Origin of the sequence: Rhodobacter sp. SGA-6-6, assembly GCF_011043545.1 — a bacterium.
Classification (GTDB): Bacteria; Pseudomonadota; Alphaproteobacteria; order Rhodobacterales; family Rhodobacteraceae; genus Pseudogemmobacter.
The window spans coordinates 273,411-286,813 of sequence record NZ_JAAKGP010000005.1; the positions used below are offsets into that span (position 1 = coordinate 273,411).

Here is a 13,403-nt window from a genome sequence, read left to right on the forward strand (position 1 = left end):
ATGGCTCAGGCTTCGGCGTTGAGGTTGTATTTGATGATCTGGCCGTGGCGGCCGTGGCGGTCGCGCTCCAGCGTGTAGGTGTCGCCCTCGGGGATGTGCCCCTGGGCCAGCACCGCGGCGATCTCGGCCCGGTCGGCATCGGTCAGCCGCAGCGCGCAGATGGCGAGGTTGCGGGGCAGGTGGTCGCGGTTCCTGGCCCCGACGATGACCCCCGCCACCGCCGGCCGGTCCAGCATGGCGGCCGAGGCGACGGTGGCGATGTCGCTGCCGTGGCGGTCGGCGATGCGGCGCAGGGTTTGCAGCAGCGCTTGGAACAGCTCCCACCCGCCGAAATCGTCGATGATCAGCTTGTATTTGGTCAGTGAGCGGTTCTCCAACTCGCCCTTCGGCTCCGGTTTCCCCAGCCAGCGGTCGCCGAGGAAGCCGCCCGCCACGGTGCCGTAGCAGAGGATCCAGAAGCCGTTCCTCTGCGCCGACTGCGCCAGCAGCCCCTCGGCCCGGCGGTCGATCAGCGAATACTGCACCTGCATCGACAGCAAGGGAACCCCGGCGGCGATGATCTCCTCGGTCCGCGCGGTGTCGAAATTGGTGCCGCCGATGTTGGCGACCTTGCCTTCGACCCGCAGCTCGTCCAGCCAGCCGACGGCATCCAGGTAGCGCGGCACGGCATAGTCCCACCAGTGGAACTGCACCAGATCCAGCCGCTCCATCCGCAGCCGCTTCAAGGAGGTCTCGACGATGCCGCGGACGTAAGCGCGGTCGCAATCGGCCAGCCGTGACAGGTCGGGGACCAGTTTGGTGTGGACCCTGATCCGCGCCAGCGCCTCGGCGCCGTGGCGGTTGCCGTATTCCGTGCGGAAGGCGCCGATCATCTCCTCGACGCCGGTGTAGATGTCGGCGCAGTCGAAGGTGGTGATCCCGGCCTCGGCGAAGGCGATCATGTCCTCGACGGCGGCCTTCGGGTCCACCGCGCCATGGCCGCCCGCCAGCTGCCAACCGCCGCGCAGCACGCGCGAGATGTCGTATCCGGGGCGGAGGGTGATCGTCGGCACGGTCATTCTTGCGGTCCTTCGGGCAGGGGAACTGCGGTGGTCTCGGCATGGCTGAAGCGGCGCTTGCCCAGCCGGGTGATCCGCAGCCGCGAGGGGCAGTTGGGGTCGGGGCAGGCGACCTCGGCGTCCGACGTCATCCAGTCGTTGGGATGGGTGACGCGCTGCTTGGCGGGCAGCAGCGGCAGGATCGCCGACAGCGAATAGATCGAGAAGCTCTGCCCCGGCGGCAGGTGCAGCTGCTCGCCCCGCAGCTCGAACCAGTCGCCGGGGGTGCCGCAGTAGATATGCGCGCCCTCGGGGGCGGTGATCTCGACCCGCAGGTCGTAAAGCTCGAACTCGTCGGTCATTCCGCCCTCCGATAGGTGATCTCGCAAGCCCCCGTCTGGCGGATGCGGCCGCAGGCGGCGGCCAGCGCGGCGCGGTCCTCCGCCGCGACCTGCGCCACCACCGAGCCCGCCAGCCAGCCGATCGGGAACAGCATCCGCGCGCCGGGGCCGTAGAAGAGGCCGATGTCGAAGACCGGGTCCGGGTTGCCGCCCCACATCCGCGCCGGCACATAGGCCAGCACCACGTCGCCCGGCTGCGGGTGCAGGGTGGCGTTCTCGGGCGGCAGGGCAGGCTCGTCGCCCAGATGCGAGGGCGGGATCGGGCAGGAGATTTCCGGGCCGGTCCAGATCGCATGGATCGAGGGCACCACCCGGGGCGTTTCCAGATAGCGCCAGAGGAAGGCGGCATTGGCCGGGGCCTTGTCCTCCAGCAGGGCGGCGGCGACGGAGAGGCCGCTTTTCGCTTCGGAAATCAGGATGCTGCGGGTCATGCCATCTCTCCGGTCCTTGCCAGCTTCTCGCGCAGATAGGCGAAGGGGCGGCTGATGTCGGCCACCAGCGCCGCCCGCGCCGCCGCGGCGTCGCCCCGTTCCAGCGCCGACAGCAGGGCGCGGTGGAAGCTGGCGGTGTCGTGCTCGCCGGCCTCGGAGAAGGCGAAGATCGCCGCGCGGGTGCAGGGGCCGGATTGCAGCCAGAGGCTTTCGATCATCGGCAGCAGCACCTCCGAGCCGCAGGCGCGGTAGATGGTGAAGTGGAAGGCCTGGTTCAGCGCCGCCTCGCGGTCCATCGTCTCGGGGCTGGTGGTCAGCCGCAGCGCCTCCCATTCCCGCAGATGGCCGCGCAGGGTGGCGATCAGGTCCGGGGTCATCCGCGGCGCGGCCATCGCCACCGCCTCGCCCTCGATCAGGATGCGGGCGCGCAGGATGTCGTCCAGCCGCCCGGGCGTCGCCTCCGGCACCCGGATCTGCCGGCTGGGCAGCGCCTCCAGCGCCTGTTCGGTGATCAGCCGGCCGAGCGCCTCGCGCACGGGCATAGTGGAGGTCATCAGCGCATCGGCCAGCTGGCGGATGGTCAGCACCTGCCCGGGCGCGAACAGCCCGGTGATCAGCGCGCGGCGCAGTTCGGTATAGACCCGGTCCTGCACGGTTTCCCGCCCCACCGGCGCCAGGGCGATCCCGGCCTCCTGTCCCATCCGACCCTCCAACGAATCGTCTTGTCTCATCGGATTACACGTCCATACTGTGATCAAAGCAAGAGTGATCACAGATCAAACATCAGGGACGGACGATGACGACACCCCCGATACTGGAGGCTCAGGCGCTGACCAAACGCTTCGGCGGCGTGACGGCGGTGAATGGGATGTCGCTGGCCGTGGGGCAGGGCGAAATTCTCGGCCTGATCGGCCCCAACGGCGCCGGCAAGACCACGATGTTCGACCTGCTGGCCGGATCGGTGACGCCGACCTCGGGCCGCATCCTGCTGGCCGGGCGCGAGGTGACCGCCGATCCCGCGCATCGCCGGCTGTCGCGCGGGCTGGGGCGGACCTTCCAGATCCCGCGGCCCTTCCCGGAACTCTCGCTGGTCGACAACCTGCTGCTGGCGCGGCAAGGCCAGACCGGCGAGCATATCTGGGCCAGCTTCCTGTCGCCCCGCCGCATCGCCGCAGAAGAGCGGGCGGCGGCGGAGAAGGCCCGCGAGATCCTGTCGATGATGCTGCTGGACAAGTTGGCCGACCAGCCGGCGCGGGTGCTGTCGGGCGGGCAGCGCAAGCTGCTGGAACTGGCGCGGGTGATGATGGCCGACCCGCAGGTGATCCTGCTGGATGAGCCGGCGGCCGGGGTGAACCCCTCGCTGCTGGAGGTGCTGATCGACCGCATCCGCGCCATCAACGCCACCGGCGTGACCTTCCTGTTGATCGAGCACAACATCGACATGGTGACCCGGCTCTGCCACCGGATCGTGGTCATGGCCTCCGGCGCGCATCTCTGCGAGGGCACGGCCGAGCAGGTCTCGCGCGACCCCCGGGTGATCGAAGCCTATCTCGGGGGGGCGGCGGCATGAGCCTGTTGACCGTCAGCCAATTGGAAGCGGGCTACGAGCCGGGCTTGTCCATCGTCAAAGGCGCCTCGATCCATGCCGACAAGGGCGAGATCGTGGTGATCCTCGGTCCCAACGGCGCCGGGAAATCCAGCCTGATCAAGGCCATCGCCGGCATCGTTCCAGTGACCGGCGGCAGCGTCGTGCTGGACGGCGAGGACATCACCGCGGTGCCGGCGCATCTGAAGATCCGCAAGGGCCTGGCCTTCGTGCCGCAGACCGAGAACGTCTTCCCGCTGATGAGCGTGGAGGAGAACCTCGCCGTCGCCGCCGGGGTGTTCCGCGGCGCCGCCGCGCCCATCGAAGAGATGTTCGCCCTCTTCCCCGACCTCGCCCGCCAGCGCCGGCTGGCCGCGGGCAGCCTGTCGGGCGGGCAGCGGCAGATGCTGGCCTGCGCCCGGGCCCTGATCGTGCGTCCCGGGGTGCTGATGCTGGACGAGCCCTCCGCCGGCCTGTCGCCGAAATTCGTCGAGCAGGTCTTCGCAAGGCTGGTGGAGATCCGCGCCTCCGGCGTGACCATCGTGCTGGTGGAGCAGAACGCCCGCGCCGCGCTGGCCATCGGCGACCGCGCCTATGTGCTGGTCGAGGGGCGCGAGGCGCATGAGGGGCCGGCGAAGACCCTCTGGGACGATCCGCTGATCGCCGAGCTTTACCTCGGCCACCGCAAGGAGGGCGTGCAATGAGCCTGCAATTCCTGCTCGACGGGCTGATTTCCGGCGCGATGATCGGATTGGGCGCCATCGGGGTGACGCTGACCTATTCGATCCTGCGCTTCTCCAACTTCGCGCATGGCGACCTGATGGCCTGGGGCGCCTATGCCGCGCTGGTGGCGGTGGGGGTGGTCGGCGGCTTGGCCGGGCCGATCGCGCCCCTGTCCTTCGGCCTGCCGCTGATCCTTGCCACGCTTTTCGCCATGGGGTTCACCGCCGGGCTGGCGCTGCTGCTGGACTGGCTGCTGTTCGCCCGGCTGCGGGCGCGGGGGCAGGCGATCATCGTCGTCATGGCCTCCTTCGGCGCCTCGATGGCCTTGCGGAACCTGTTGGAGTTCCTGTTCTCCTCCAGCCCCGCCTATTACTCGCGCGCGCTTCAGATCGCGCAGCCGGTGGGCTTCGGCATCCGCATCACCCCCGACCAGGGGGCGCTCCTGGTGATGACCGTGGCGCTGGTGACCGGGATGCACCTGTTCCTGACCCGCAGCCAGCGGGGGCGCGAGATGCGGGCCTACAGCCAGAACCCGGCGCTGGCCCGCGTCACCGGCATCGACGTGTCCCGGGTGGTGCGGACGACATGGATCATCGGCGCGGCGCTGGCCGCCGCCGCCGGGGTGATGGTCGGCACACTGGTGCAGATCCGGCCGCTGATGGGGCTGGACCTGCTGCTGCCGATGTTCGCGGCCGCCATCCTGGGCGGCATCGGCTCGGTCCCCGGGGCGGTGCTGGCCGGGCTGATCATCGGCTTGTCCGAGGCCGCCGCGGTGATGTTCATCGGCGCGGAATGGCGGGCCGGGGTGGCCTTCGTGATCCTGATGGCGGTGCTGCTGGTCCGCCCCACCGGCCTGTTCGGAGTGACCGAGAGATGATCGACCTCATCGGCTACGGCGCCTTCTTCCTGTCCACCGCGCTGATCTTCGCCATCATCACCCTGGGCCTGAACCTGCAATGGGGGCTGACGGGGTTGTTCAACGTCGGCATCGCCGGTTTCGTGGCGATCGGGGCCTATACCTCCGCCATCCTGACCACGCCGGACACGCCCGACCGGATCGGCGGTTTCGGCTGGCCGATCCTGGCTGGCTGGGCGGCGGCGATGGCGCTGACCGCGGCGGCGGCGGGTTTCACCGGCTTCGCCACGCTGCGGTTGAAGTCGGACTATCTGGCGATCACCACCTTCGGCGTGGCGGTGGTGGTGCAGCTTGCCGCGCTGAACGCCGTCGGCCTGACCGGAGGGCCCTTCGGCGTCGCCTTCATCCCGCGCCCTTTCGCCGGGCTGCAATCCGACCCGCTGGCCTTCAACCTTGTCAACCTCGGCATCATCGCCGCGGTGACGCTCGCCTGCTACCTGGCGCTTGAACGCCTCTCGCGCAGCCCCTGGGGCCGGGTGCTGCGGGCTTTGCGCGAGGACGAACGCGCCGCCATTTCGCTGGGCAAAAGCGCGCGCAGCTACCGCATTCAGGCCTTCGCCGTGGGCGGGGCGGTGATGGGGCTGGCGGGCGCGGTGCAGGCGCATTTCATCGGCTTCATCGCGCCGGACAACTACATCCCGACGTTGACCTTCCAGGTCTGGGCGATGCTGATGGTCGGCGGGTCCGGCTCCAACCGCGGGGCGGTGATGGGCGCCGTCGTGGTCTGGGCGGTCTGGATCGGCGCGGGCTGGCTGACCTCGGCGCTGGTGCCGGTGGACTGGCAGGCGCGGGCGGCCTCGCTGCAGATCGTCGCCATCGGGGTGATGCTCTGCCTGATCCTGCTGGGACGGCCGCAGGGCTTCTTCGGGCCGCGGCGGGGCAGGGGGATGGAATGACGCCTGTCCCGGAGACCCTCTGGCACGCCACCGCCGCCGCGATCCCGCCCTTCCCGCCGCTGGCAGGGGGGGCGGAGGCCGATCTGCTGGTCGTCGGCGGCGGCTTCACCGGCCTCTCCGCCGCGCTTCATGCCGCCGAGGCCGGGCTGCGGGTGGTGCTGGTGGAAGCCGAGGGCATCGCCTTCGGTGCGACCGGCCGCAACGCCGGCTTCGTGGTGCCGAACTTCGCCAAGGTCGACCCCGACGACGTGCGCGCGAAGCTGGGCGAGCCCCGCGCCGCCCGGTTGCTGGCGATGGCCGCCGGCAGCGCCGATCTGGTCTTCGCACTGATCCGCCGCCATGGCATCGCCTGCGAGGCGCTGCAATCGGGCTGGATACAACCGTCCCACTCCGACGCCGCGCTGGCCCGGGCGCGGGAGAGGGTGCGGCAATGGCAGGCGCTGGACCGGCCGGCGGAGCTGCTGGACGCCGAGGCGGTGCAGGCGCTGACCGGGGTGAGGGGCTGGCGCGGCGGCTGGATCGACCGCTCGGGCGGGGTGCTGAACCCGGTGGCCTATGCCCGCGGGCTGGCGCTGGCCGCCGCCGCGGCGGGGGCGGCGATCCACGAGGGCACGCCCGTCACCGCGCTGGAGCGGGAGGGGCAGGGCTGGCGCGCCGCCACCCCGGGCGGAGACATCCGGGCCACGAAGGTATTGCTGGCGACCAATGCCCATGCCGGCGGGCTCTGGCCGCGGCTGGCCCGCAGCTTCTTCCCGCTGAAGGTGTTCCAGATCGCCACCGAGCCGCTTGCCCCGTCCGTCCGCGACCGCCTGCTGCCCGGCGGGCAATGCGTCTCGGACAGCCGCCGCAACCTCTTCACCTTCCGCTTCGACGCCGGGAACCGGCTGATCACCGGCGGAATGCACATCCTCGGCCCCGGTGCGGCGACCCGGGTGCCGCGGGCGATCCTGGCCCGCATGGCGCGGGCGCTGGACCTGCCGGAGGCCCCGCGGCTGCAATTTTCCTGGTCCGGCATGGCCGCCGTCACCCCCGACTTCCTGCCGCGGCTGATCGAGCCCGCCCCGGGCCTGCTGGCCGCCTTCGCCTGCAACGCCCGCGGCATCGCCCTGACCACCGCCCTGGGGCCGGAGCTGGCCCGCTGGGCGGCGGGAGAGCCCGCCGACAATCTGGCCCCGCCGCTGGCGCCCTTGCGGGCGATCCCCTTCCACGGGCTGGCGAGGATGGCGCCGAATGCGCTGTTGCCGCTGAGCATCCTGCGCGACCGCCGCGAAAGCCCGCCGGGGCTGGCGCGGTAGTCCGCGGCCTCGTTCGGGCGGGATCAGGCAAGGCACTGCCTTGCCCCCGCCCGTGCGCGGGGGTTGCACCCGGAGACGGTGCGGCACGAGACCCCGAGAGGCCAGCGCCCGACCCGGCGGGCGAGAAGCGCCTGGCCCAAGGGCGGGGCGGGCGCTGGCCGGGCCTTGAGGGCCCGGCCGGGACAAGGGGAAGCGTTGTGCTGTGGCGAAGGCACGCGCCTTCGCCATGGAGGCCGAGCGGAGGCCCGCCCCTCAGCCCCTCAGTTCAGCGTCGCGCGCTGCGACAGCGGGGTCCGGCCGTAGAAGGCGCGGAAGGTCTTGGTGAAATGCGAGGTCGACTTGAAGCCGCAAGCCATGGCGATCTCGGTGATCGACTGGTCGGTCTGCACCAAGAGGTTCCGCGCCCGGTGCAGCCGCAGCTCCATGAAGTAATGCTTCGGCGTGGAGTTCAGGTAGCGGCCGAACAGCCGCTCCAGCTGGCGGGTGGAAATCCGCAGCGTCTCGGCAATGCAGCTGGGCGAGCGCGGCTCCTCGATGCTCTGCTCCATCAGGCTGATCGCCCGCACCAGATGGGCGTTGCGCATCCCGTGGCGCGATTGCAGCGACACCCGTTGCGGCGCCGTCCCCTCGCGCACGGCGTTGTAGCACATCTGGTCGGCGACGGCGATGGCGAGGTCGGCGCCGTGCTGCTTGCCGATCAGGTGCAGCATCAGGTCGGCGGCGGCGGTGCCGCCCGAGGCGGTGATGATGCGTCGGTCGCAGAAGACGCTGGGCACCAGCCTCACCTCGGGGAATTCCTCGGCGAAGCTGTCGTGGTAGTCCCAGTGGATCGCGGCCTCCATCCCGTCCAGCATCCCCGCCCGCGCCAGCACATAGGCGCCCGAGCAGATCGCGCCGAGCGCGGTGCCGCGCGCCCTTTCGCGGCGCAGGAAGGTGAGGATCTCGGGCGAGCAATGCGCCTGCATGTTGATGCCGGAGATGACGAACAGCCGGTCCACGCCCTTCGACGGCTCCAGCCCGGCATCGACCAGCGTCACCGTGCCGTTGGAGCAGGCGGCGGTCCTGCCGTCGGCGCTGACCAGCGACCAGCGGTAGAGCGGCCGGCCCGAGACCAGGTTGGCGATGCGCAGCGGCTCCAGCGCGCAGGAAAAGGCGAGGTGCGAGAAATCCTGCAGCAGCAGGAAGGCGAAATGGGTGGTGGTCGTGGCTGGCGTCATGGCTGCAACGGCGAAAAGGGGGTGGTCGGGGGTAGGGGGCGGCACCCGGGCCGCCCCCTTGCCGGGTCATTCCGCGGCGGCGCGCGCCTCGGCCAGCCAGCCGTCGAAGGTGGCGCGGTTGTCCACGATCCACTTGTCGGCCAGGCCCCAGATCGCCTCGGTCGAGTTGGCGCCGTTGGCGATCTCCAGCGCCTGCGCGGAGACGTCGTTCACCGGGATCTTGGCGACCTCGAACAGCTTCGCCGCGGCCGGGTTGGCTTCGAGGAAGTCGTTGCGGGCCAGCACGCCGACGCTTTCGACCCCGAAGCCCACGTTCTTGCCGTCGACGATGGTGTTCAGGCCCTCGCTGCCCTCGGGCAGGGCGGTGTAGGGCACCGACAGCCATTCCACGTCCTTGCCCGGGACCAGCACGCCCGAGACCCAGTAGGGCGTCCAGGTGTAGTAGATGATCGACTCGCCGTTCTCGTGGCGGGCGATGGCATCGCCGATGATCGCCTGATAGGCGCCCTGGTTGTGGGTCACGGTGTCGCGCAGGCCGTATTCCGTCAGCTGGAACTCGATCGCCCGCTCGCAGCCCCAGCCGGGGGTGCAGCCGACCAGGTCGGCCTTGCCGTCGCCGTCGGCGTCGAAGCGCTTGGCGATCTCGGGGTCCTTCAGCATGGTGAAATCGGTGATGCCGGCGTCATAGCTGGCCTTGTCGACCAGATAGCCCTGCAGCGCGCCCTCGATCAGCACGCCGACCTTGGTCATCACCTCGGCGCCGCCGGATTCCTCGTAGAAGGCGGCGTGCAGCGCGTGCCAGTGGTTGGCGGTGAAGTCGGCGTCGCCGCCGCCGATGGCGATGTGCATGGTCTGGTATTCGGCCTCGGCCGGCTCGGCGGTCTCGTAGCCCAGTTCCTGCAGCGCGCGCAGCAGGATGTAGTGGTGGAAATGCTCTTCGATCTGCGCCGGCATCACCACGCGGACCGCGGGCTTGCCCTCGCCCGGCTTGTCGTTGGCGAAGAGCGGCGAGGCCAGCGACAGCGACATCGCCAGCGCGGTGGTCAGGGTGAACAGTTTCATCGGTGTCTCCTTGTTGGTCTGGATGGTCTTGCGGTTTCTTCTTGTCGTTGAAGTCTGAGCGGCTCAGCCCTTGGTGGTGAAGAGGCCGGTCACCAGCCCCACCGGGCCGGTCTGCCACCAGTGGCGGTGGCCGCGGTTGCGCCCCGACCGGCCCAACCCTTGCGTGATCCGGTCCAGCACGATGGCCAGCATGACGATGCCGAGGCCGCCGACGATGGCCTTGCCGGCGTCGAGCCGCCCCATCGCCCGCAGCACCTCGTTCCCCAGCCCCTTGACCGAGATCATCGAGGCGATCACCACCATCGACAGCGACAGCATGATGGTCTGGTTCAGCCCGGCCAGGATGGTGGGGGTGGCGAGCGGCAGTTCCACCTTGAACAGGATCTGCCGCGGCGTGGCACCGAAGGCGCGCGCCGCCTCGACCACGCCGGGGTTGACGGTGCGGATGCCGAGGCTGGTCAGCCGCACCAGCGGAGCGAGTGCGAAGATGATCGTCACGATCACGCCCGAGACGTTGCCGATGCCGATCATCATCACCACCGGCACCAGATAGACGAAGGCCGGGATGGTCTGCATGGTGTCCAGCACCGGGCGCACCGCGGCCTCGAACCTGTCGCTTTTCCCGGCCAGCACGCCGAGCGGCAGGCCGATCAGCACGCAGAGGATCACCGAGGCGATCACGATGGCCAGCGTGGTCATCGCCAGCGACCAGGCGTCGGGGGCCAGCAGGCCGAGGATCATCAGGCAGAAGAACACCAGGATGGCGACGCGCCGCCCGGCCGCCTGCCAGGCGATCAGCACCAGGATCACCAGCATGACCAGCGGCGGCACCGAATGCAGCCCCTTCTCGATGCCGGTGATCACCCCGTCGAAGAAGTTCTTCAGCGGCTGGATCACGCTGCGGTTGGACATCGCCCAACCCTTGATGCCGTCGGCCCATTTGCCGATGCCGAGGTCGATCGAGGCGAAGGGGTTCAGCCAGTCGAAGCTCTTGTCCATCACACCGCCTCCGCTGCCGGTTCCCGGGTTTCCTCGCGGCCCTGGATGCCGCGCAGGAGCGCGCGTTTCGACACCACGCCCACCGGCGCGCCGTTCTCGGCGATCAGGATCGGGTGTTCGGTGCCCACGGCCAGGTCGACCAGCGCGTTCAGCTTGTCGCCCGGCGCCGCGACCGGCCAGGCGGCGGTGTCGGCGGGGCCGTTCTTCTGCCGGTATTGCTCCAGCGGCTGCATGATCCGCGCCGCGGTCACCAGGTCCAGCTTGCTGATGCCCGCCACGAATTCCGCCACGTAGTCGTCCGCGGGCTCGGTGACGATCTGCTCGGGCGTGCCGGTCTGCACCAGCACGCCGTCCTTCATGATGGCGATGCGGTCGCCGATGCGGATTGCCTCGTCCAGGTCGTGGGTGATGAAGACCGTGGTCTTGTGCAGTTCCGCCGAGAGCTGCATGAAGGTGGTCTGCAACTGCCGCCGGATCAGCGGGTCGAGCGCCGAGAACGGCTCGTCCATCAGCAGGATGGTCGGGTCGGCGGCGATGGCGCGGGCCAGGCCGACGCGCTGCTGCATCCCGCCCGACAGCTCGTCGGGGTATTTCCTTTCCCACCCGGTCAGGTCCACCGCGTCGATGGCCTGTCCGGCGATCTTCATCCGCTGCTCTTCCGGCATCCCCCGGACCTCCAGCGAGAAGGCCACGTTCTCGCGCACGGTCCGGTGCGGCATCAGCGCCATCGACTGGAACACCATGCCGATGCGCTCGGCCCTCAAGCTGCGCAATTCGCGCGGGTTCATCGCGCTGACGTTCTGCCCCTCGATGTAGACGGTGCCTGCGGTCGGCTCGATCAGCCGGTTGATGTGGCGGATCAGGGTGGATTTGCCGGAACCGGAAAGGCCCATGATGCAGAAGATCTCGCCGCGGCCGACGCTGAAGCTGGCGTCCTGCACGCCGACCACGCAATCGAACTGCTCGCGGATGTCCTTCTTGGACAGGCCGCTGCTGCGCACGGCCTCCATCGCCTGGCGCGACCTGTCGCCGAAGATCTTCCAGATCCCCTCGCAGCGAATGACATCCTCTCGCGGGCTTTCTGTCATGCGGTTCCCCCCTCTTTTGGCGAAACAAACACAGATTTTTATTGTAGACAATATGTATTTTGTGCGGCTACACATTGGTCACGCTACTTGAGTCCCGGCCGGACAGCCGGCGGTTCAGGAATGGGAGAGCGCGCGTGGAAACCGAGACCAGGAGCAGGAAGGCGCTGTGCCTCGAGGATCTTCGCAGGAAGATCCTGACCGAGGAGCTGGCGCCCGGTTCCTACATCGACGAGATCGAAGCCGCGGAAATCTATGGAGTTTCCCGCCCGCCGCTGCGCGAGGTGCTGCGCCTGCTGGCCGGCGAGGGCTATATCGTCCTGCACGAGAACCGCGGCGCGCAGGTGGCGCCGATGACCCACAAGACCCTGCGGAATTTCTTCATGGCGGCGCCGATGATCTATTCGGCGGTGACCCGGCTGGCGGCCGAACATGCGACGCCGGCGCAGATCGTCAAGCTGAAGGAATGCCAGTGGTCGTTCCGCCAGGCGATTCGCAATGGCGATGCGGCGGAGCGGGCGCTGGAGAACGAACGCTTCCATTCGATCATCGGCGAGATGGCGGACAACGAGTTCCTGACCCCCTCGCTGCGCCGGCTGCTGATCGACCACACCCGCATCGGCATGACCTTCTACAGCCCGCGCAAGCCCCAGCTGGCGGCCGAGCGCGAGATCGCCGCCGACCAGCACGACCAGTTCATCGACCTGATCGAGGCCGGCGACGCCGATGCCGCCGCCGCGCTGGCCGTGGCGCATTGGGAGCTGTCGCGGGCGCAGATCGAAAGTTTCGTCACACCCGAGGGGATGCAGATCCCGCTGGGCCGCGCGCCCGGAGCAGACCGCAGAGGAGTCTCATGAAGTTCGAGGGAATCTACACGCCCGTCATCACGCCCCACCGCGAGGACGGCAGCATCGACCGCGACGCCTTTGCGGCGATGATCGACCATCTGATCGGGGCAGGGGTGCATGGCCTGATCAACGGCGGCTCCACCGGCGAATACTACGCCCAGTCGATGGAGGAGCGGGTCGAGATGGCCGCCTTCGCCAAGGAGGTGATCGGCGACCGGGTGCCGCTGATCGTCGGCACCGTGGCGATTCGGTTGGAGGATTCGCTGCGCATGGCCGAACACGCGGGGAAGATCGGCGCGGCGGCGCTGCTGGTGGGGTCTCCGCCCTATTCGGTGCCGACCGAGCGCGAGAACGCGCTGAACGCGCTGGCGATCGACCGGGCGGCCGACCTGCCGATCATGCTTTACAACTACCCCGGCCGGATGGGCATCATGATGGGCGAGGAATTCCTCGACCGCGTGGGCCGCAGCCGCAACTTCTGCGCCATCAAGGAAAGCTCGGGCGACATCAACCGGGTGCACCTGCTGGCCCGCGACTACCCGCATGTGCAGCTGTCCTGCGGCATGGACGACCAGGCGCTGGAATTCTTCGCCTGGGGCGCGCGTTCCTGGGTCTGCGGCGGCTCCAACTTCCTGCCGAAGGAGCATCTCGCGCTTTACCGCGCCTGCGCCGTCGAGGGCAATTTCGACAAGGGCCGCCGGATCATGTCGGCACTGATGCCGCTGATGCGGGTCTTGGAGCAGGGCGGCAAGTTCATCCAGTGCATCAAGCACGGCTGCGAGATGGGCGGCCATTACGCCGGCCCGCCGCGCCCGCCGCTGAAGGGCCTGAACAAGGACGACAAGCGGCAGCTGGAACAGGTGGTGCGCGTGCTGCAGCGCACCGTGGCCGAGATCGAAGCGGAGTGA

The 13,403-nt window shown here is 69.3% G+C and carries 15 protein-coding genes; 7 read left to right on the forward strand and 8 right to left on the reverse strand.

Going from position 1 to position 13,403, the window contains the following annotated elements:
- Positions 1-5 precede the first annotated feature (5 nt).
- From G5B31_RS11920 to G5B31_RS11935, 4 genes are read right to left on the reverse strand one after another with little or no spacing between them, the layout of a single operon-like run.
- Complete coding sequence (locus tag G5B31_RS11920; protein WP_205911909.1) at positions 6-1,058, reverse strand: aldo/keto reductase; 1,053 nt, start codon at positions 1,056-1,058, stop codon at positions 6-8.
- Positions 1,055-1,399 (reverse strand): TIGR04076 family protein, encoded by a 345-nt coding sequence (locus tag G5B31_RS11925; protein WP_165017843.1) that lies wholly within the window; start codon positions 1,397-1,399, stop codon positions 1,055-1,057. Before G5B31_RS11925 ends, G5B31_RS11920 begins: the two co-directional genes overlap by 4 nt.
- On the reverse strand, positions 1,396-1,869 hold the full coding sequence (locus tag G5B31_RS11930) for a DUF3830 family protein (RefSeq protein ID WP_165017845.1): 474 nt from the start codon (positions 1,867-1,869) through the stop codon (positions 1,396-1,398). The genes G5B31_RS11925 and G5B31_RS11930 overlap by 4 nt, the downstream gene beginning before the upstream one ends.
- A complete protein-coding gene (locus G5B31_RS11935) occupies positions 1,866-2,570 on the reverse strand; it encodes a GntR family transcriptional regulator (RefSeq protein ID WP_205911910.1) in 705 nt (234 codons plus the stop codon). Before G5B31_RS11935 ends, G5B31_RS11930 begins: the two co-directional genes overlap by 4 nt.
- A gap of 95 nt (positions 2,571-2,665) precedes the next feature.
- On the opposite strand from G5B31_RS11935, the gene G5B31_RS11940 reads away from it, so the two are divergent.
- From G5B31_RS11940 to G5B31_RS11960, 5 genes are read left to right on the forward strand one after another with little or no spacing between them, the layout of a single operon-like run.
- Complete coding sequence (locus G5B31_RS11940; RefSeq protein WP_165017849.1) at positions 2,666-3,439, forward strand: ABC transporter ATP-binding protein; 774 nt, start codon at positions 2,666-2,668, stop codon at positions 3,437-3,439.
- Complete coding sequence (locus tag G5B31_RS11945) at positions 3,436-4,158, forward strand: ABC transporter ATP-binding protein (protein WP_165017851.1); 723 nt, start codon at positions 3,436-3,438, stop codon at positions 4,156-4,158. Before G5B31_RS11940 ends, G5B31_RS11945 begins: the two co-directional genes overlap by 4 nt.
- Positions 4,155-5,054, forward strand: a complete 900-nt coding sequence (locus tag G5B31_RS11950; RefSeq protein WP_165017853.1) for a branched-chain amino acid ABC transporter permease — start codon at positions 4,155-4,157, stop codon at positions 5,052-5,054. The genes G5B31_RS11945 and G5B31_RS11950 overlap by 4 nt, the downstream gene beginning before the upstream one ends.
- A complete protein-coding gene (locus G5B31_RS11955) occupies positions 5,051-5,989 on the forward strand; it encodes a branched-chain amino acid ABC transporter permease (RefSeq protein WP_165017855.1) in 939 nt (312 codons plus the stop codon). The genes G5B31_RS11950 and G5B31_RS11955 overlap by 4 nt, the downstream gene beginning before the upstream one ends.
- A complete protein-coding gene (locus tag G5B31_RS11960) occupies positions 5,986-7,284 on the forward strand; it encodes an FAD-binding oxidoreductase (RefSeq protein WP_165017857.1) in 1,299 nt (432 codons plus the stop codon). The genes G5B31_RS11955 and G5B31_RS11960 overlap by 4 nt, the downstream gene beginning before the upstream one ends.
- A 260-nt stretch (positions 7,285-7,544) precedes the next feature.
- On the opposite strand, the gene G5B31_RS11965 is transcribed toward G5B31_RS11960, so the two are convergent.
- The 4 genes from G5B31_RS11965 to G5B31_RS11980 all read right to left on the reverse strand — a co-directional run bounded on the left by G5B31_RS11965 (position 7,545) and on the right by G5B31_RS11980 (position 11,650).
- Positions 7,545-8,501: a GlxA family transcriptional regulator gene (locus tag G5B31_RS11965; protein ID WP_165017859.1), complete on the reverse strand. Its 957-nt coding sequence runs from the start codon at positions 8,499-8,501 to the stop codon at positions 7,545-7,547.
- 66 nt (positions 8,502-8,567) lie between these two features.
- Positions 8,568-9,563 (reverse strand): glycine betaine/L-proline ABC transporter substrate-binding protein ProX, encoded by a 996-nt coding sequence (gene proX / locus G5B31_RS11970; RefSeq protein WP_165017861.1) that lies wholly within the window; start codon positions 9,561-9,563, stop codon positions 8,568-8,570.
- Between the two features lie 63 nt (positions 9,564-9,626).
- Positions 9,627-10,562 (reverse strand): proline/glycine betaine ABC transporter permease, encoded by a 936-nt coding sequence (locus tag G5B31_RS11975; protein WP_165017863.1) that lies wholly within the window; start codon positions 10,560-10,562, stop codon positions 9,627-9,629.
- Positions 10,562-11,650 (reverse strand): glycine betaine/L-proline ABC transporter ATP-binding protein, encoded by a 1,089-nt coding sequence (locus tag G5B31_RS11980; protein WP_165017865.1) that lies wholly within the window; start codon positions 11,648-11,650, stop codon positions 10,562-10,564. Before G5B31_RS11980 ends, G5B31_RS11975 begins: the two co-directional genes overlap by 1 nt.
- Positions 11,651-11,784: 134 nt before the next feature.
- Here G5B31_RS11980 and G5B31_RS11985 point away from each other — a divergent pair, with 134 nt between their 5' ends.
- Together G5B31_RS11985 and G5B31_RS11990 are read left to right on the forward strand one after the other, a co-directional pair.
- Positions 11,785-12,504: a GntR family transcriptional regulator gene (locus G5B31_RS11985; RefSeq protein ID WP_165017868.1), complete on the forward strand. Its 720-nt coding sequence runs from the start codon at positions 11,785-11,787 to the stop codon at positions 12,502-12,504.
- Positions 12,501-13,403 (forward strand): dihydrodipicolinate synthase family protein, encoded by a 903-nt coding sequence (locus tag G5B31_RS11990; protein WP_165017871.1) that lies wholly within the window; start codon positions 12,501-12,503, stop codon positions 13,401-13,403. Before G5B31_RS11985 ends, G5B31_RS11990 begins: the two co-directional genes overlap by 4 nt.

Excerpts from the sequence above, each read along its gene's own strand:
- proX (WP_165017861.1), bottom strand. The coding sequence starts at position 9,563 with ATGAAACTGTTCACCCTGACCACCGCGCTGGCGATGTCGCTGTCGCTG.
- G5B31_RS11960 (WP_165017857.1), top strand. The coding sequence starts at position 5,986 with ATGACGCCTGTCCCGGAGACCCTCTGGCACGCCACCGCCGCCGCGATC.
- G5B31_RS11935 (WP_205911910.1), bottom strand. The coding sequence starts at position 2,570 with ATGGGACAGGAGGCCGGGATCGCCCTGGCGCCGGTGGGGCGGGAAACC.
- G5B31_RS11950 (WP_165017853.1), top strand. The coding sequence starts at position 4,155 with ATGAGCCTGCAATTCCTGCTCGACGGGCTGATTTCCGGCGCGATGATC.
- G5B31_RS11990 (WP_165017871.1), top strand. The coding sequence starts at position 12,501 with ATGAAGTTCGAGGGAATCTACACGCCCGTCATCACGCCCCACCGCGAG.
- G5B31_RS11975 (WP_165017863.1), bottom strand. The coding sequence starts at position 10,562 with ATGGACAAGAGCTTCGACTGGCTGAACCCCTTCGCCTCGATCGACCTC.
- G5B31_RS11925 (WP_165017843.1), bottom strand. The coding sequence starts at position 1,399 with ATGACCGACGAGTTCGAGCTTTACGACCTGCGGGTCGAGATCACCGCC.
- G5B31_RS11930 (WP_165017845.1), bottom strand. The coding sequence starts at position 1,869 with ATGACCCGCAGCATCCTGATTTCCGAAGCGAAAAGCGGCCTCTCCGTC.
- G5B31_RS11945 (WP_165017851.1), top strand. The coding sequence starts at position 3,436 with ATGAGCCTGTTGACCGTCAGCCAATTGGAAGCGGGCTACGAGCCGGGC.
- G5B31_RS11920 (WP_205911909.1), bottom strand. The coding sequence starts at position 1,058 with ATGACCGTGCCGACGATCACCCTCCGCCCCGGATACGACATCTCGCGC.
- G5B31_RS11955 (WP_165017855.1), top strand. The coding sequence starts at position 5,051 with ATGATCGACCTCATCGGCTACGGCGCCTTCTTCCTGTCCACCGCGCTG.
- G5B31_RS11980 (WP_165017865.1), bottom strand. The coding sequence starts at position 11,650 with ATGACAGAAAGCCCGCGAGAGGATGTCATTCGCTGCGAGGGGATCTGG.
- G5B31_RS11940 (WP_165017849.1), top strand. The coding sequence starts at position 2,666 with ATGACGACACCCCCGATACTGGAGGCTCAGGCGCTGACCAAACGCTTC.
- G5B31_RS11965 (WP_165017859.1), bottom strand. The coding sequence starts at position 8,501 with ATGACGCCAGCCACGACCACCACCCATTTCGCCTTCCTGCTGCTGCAG.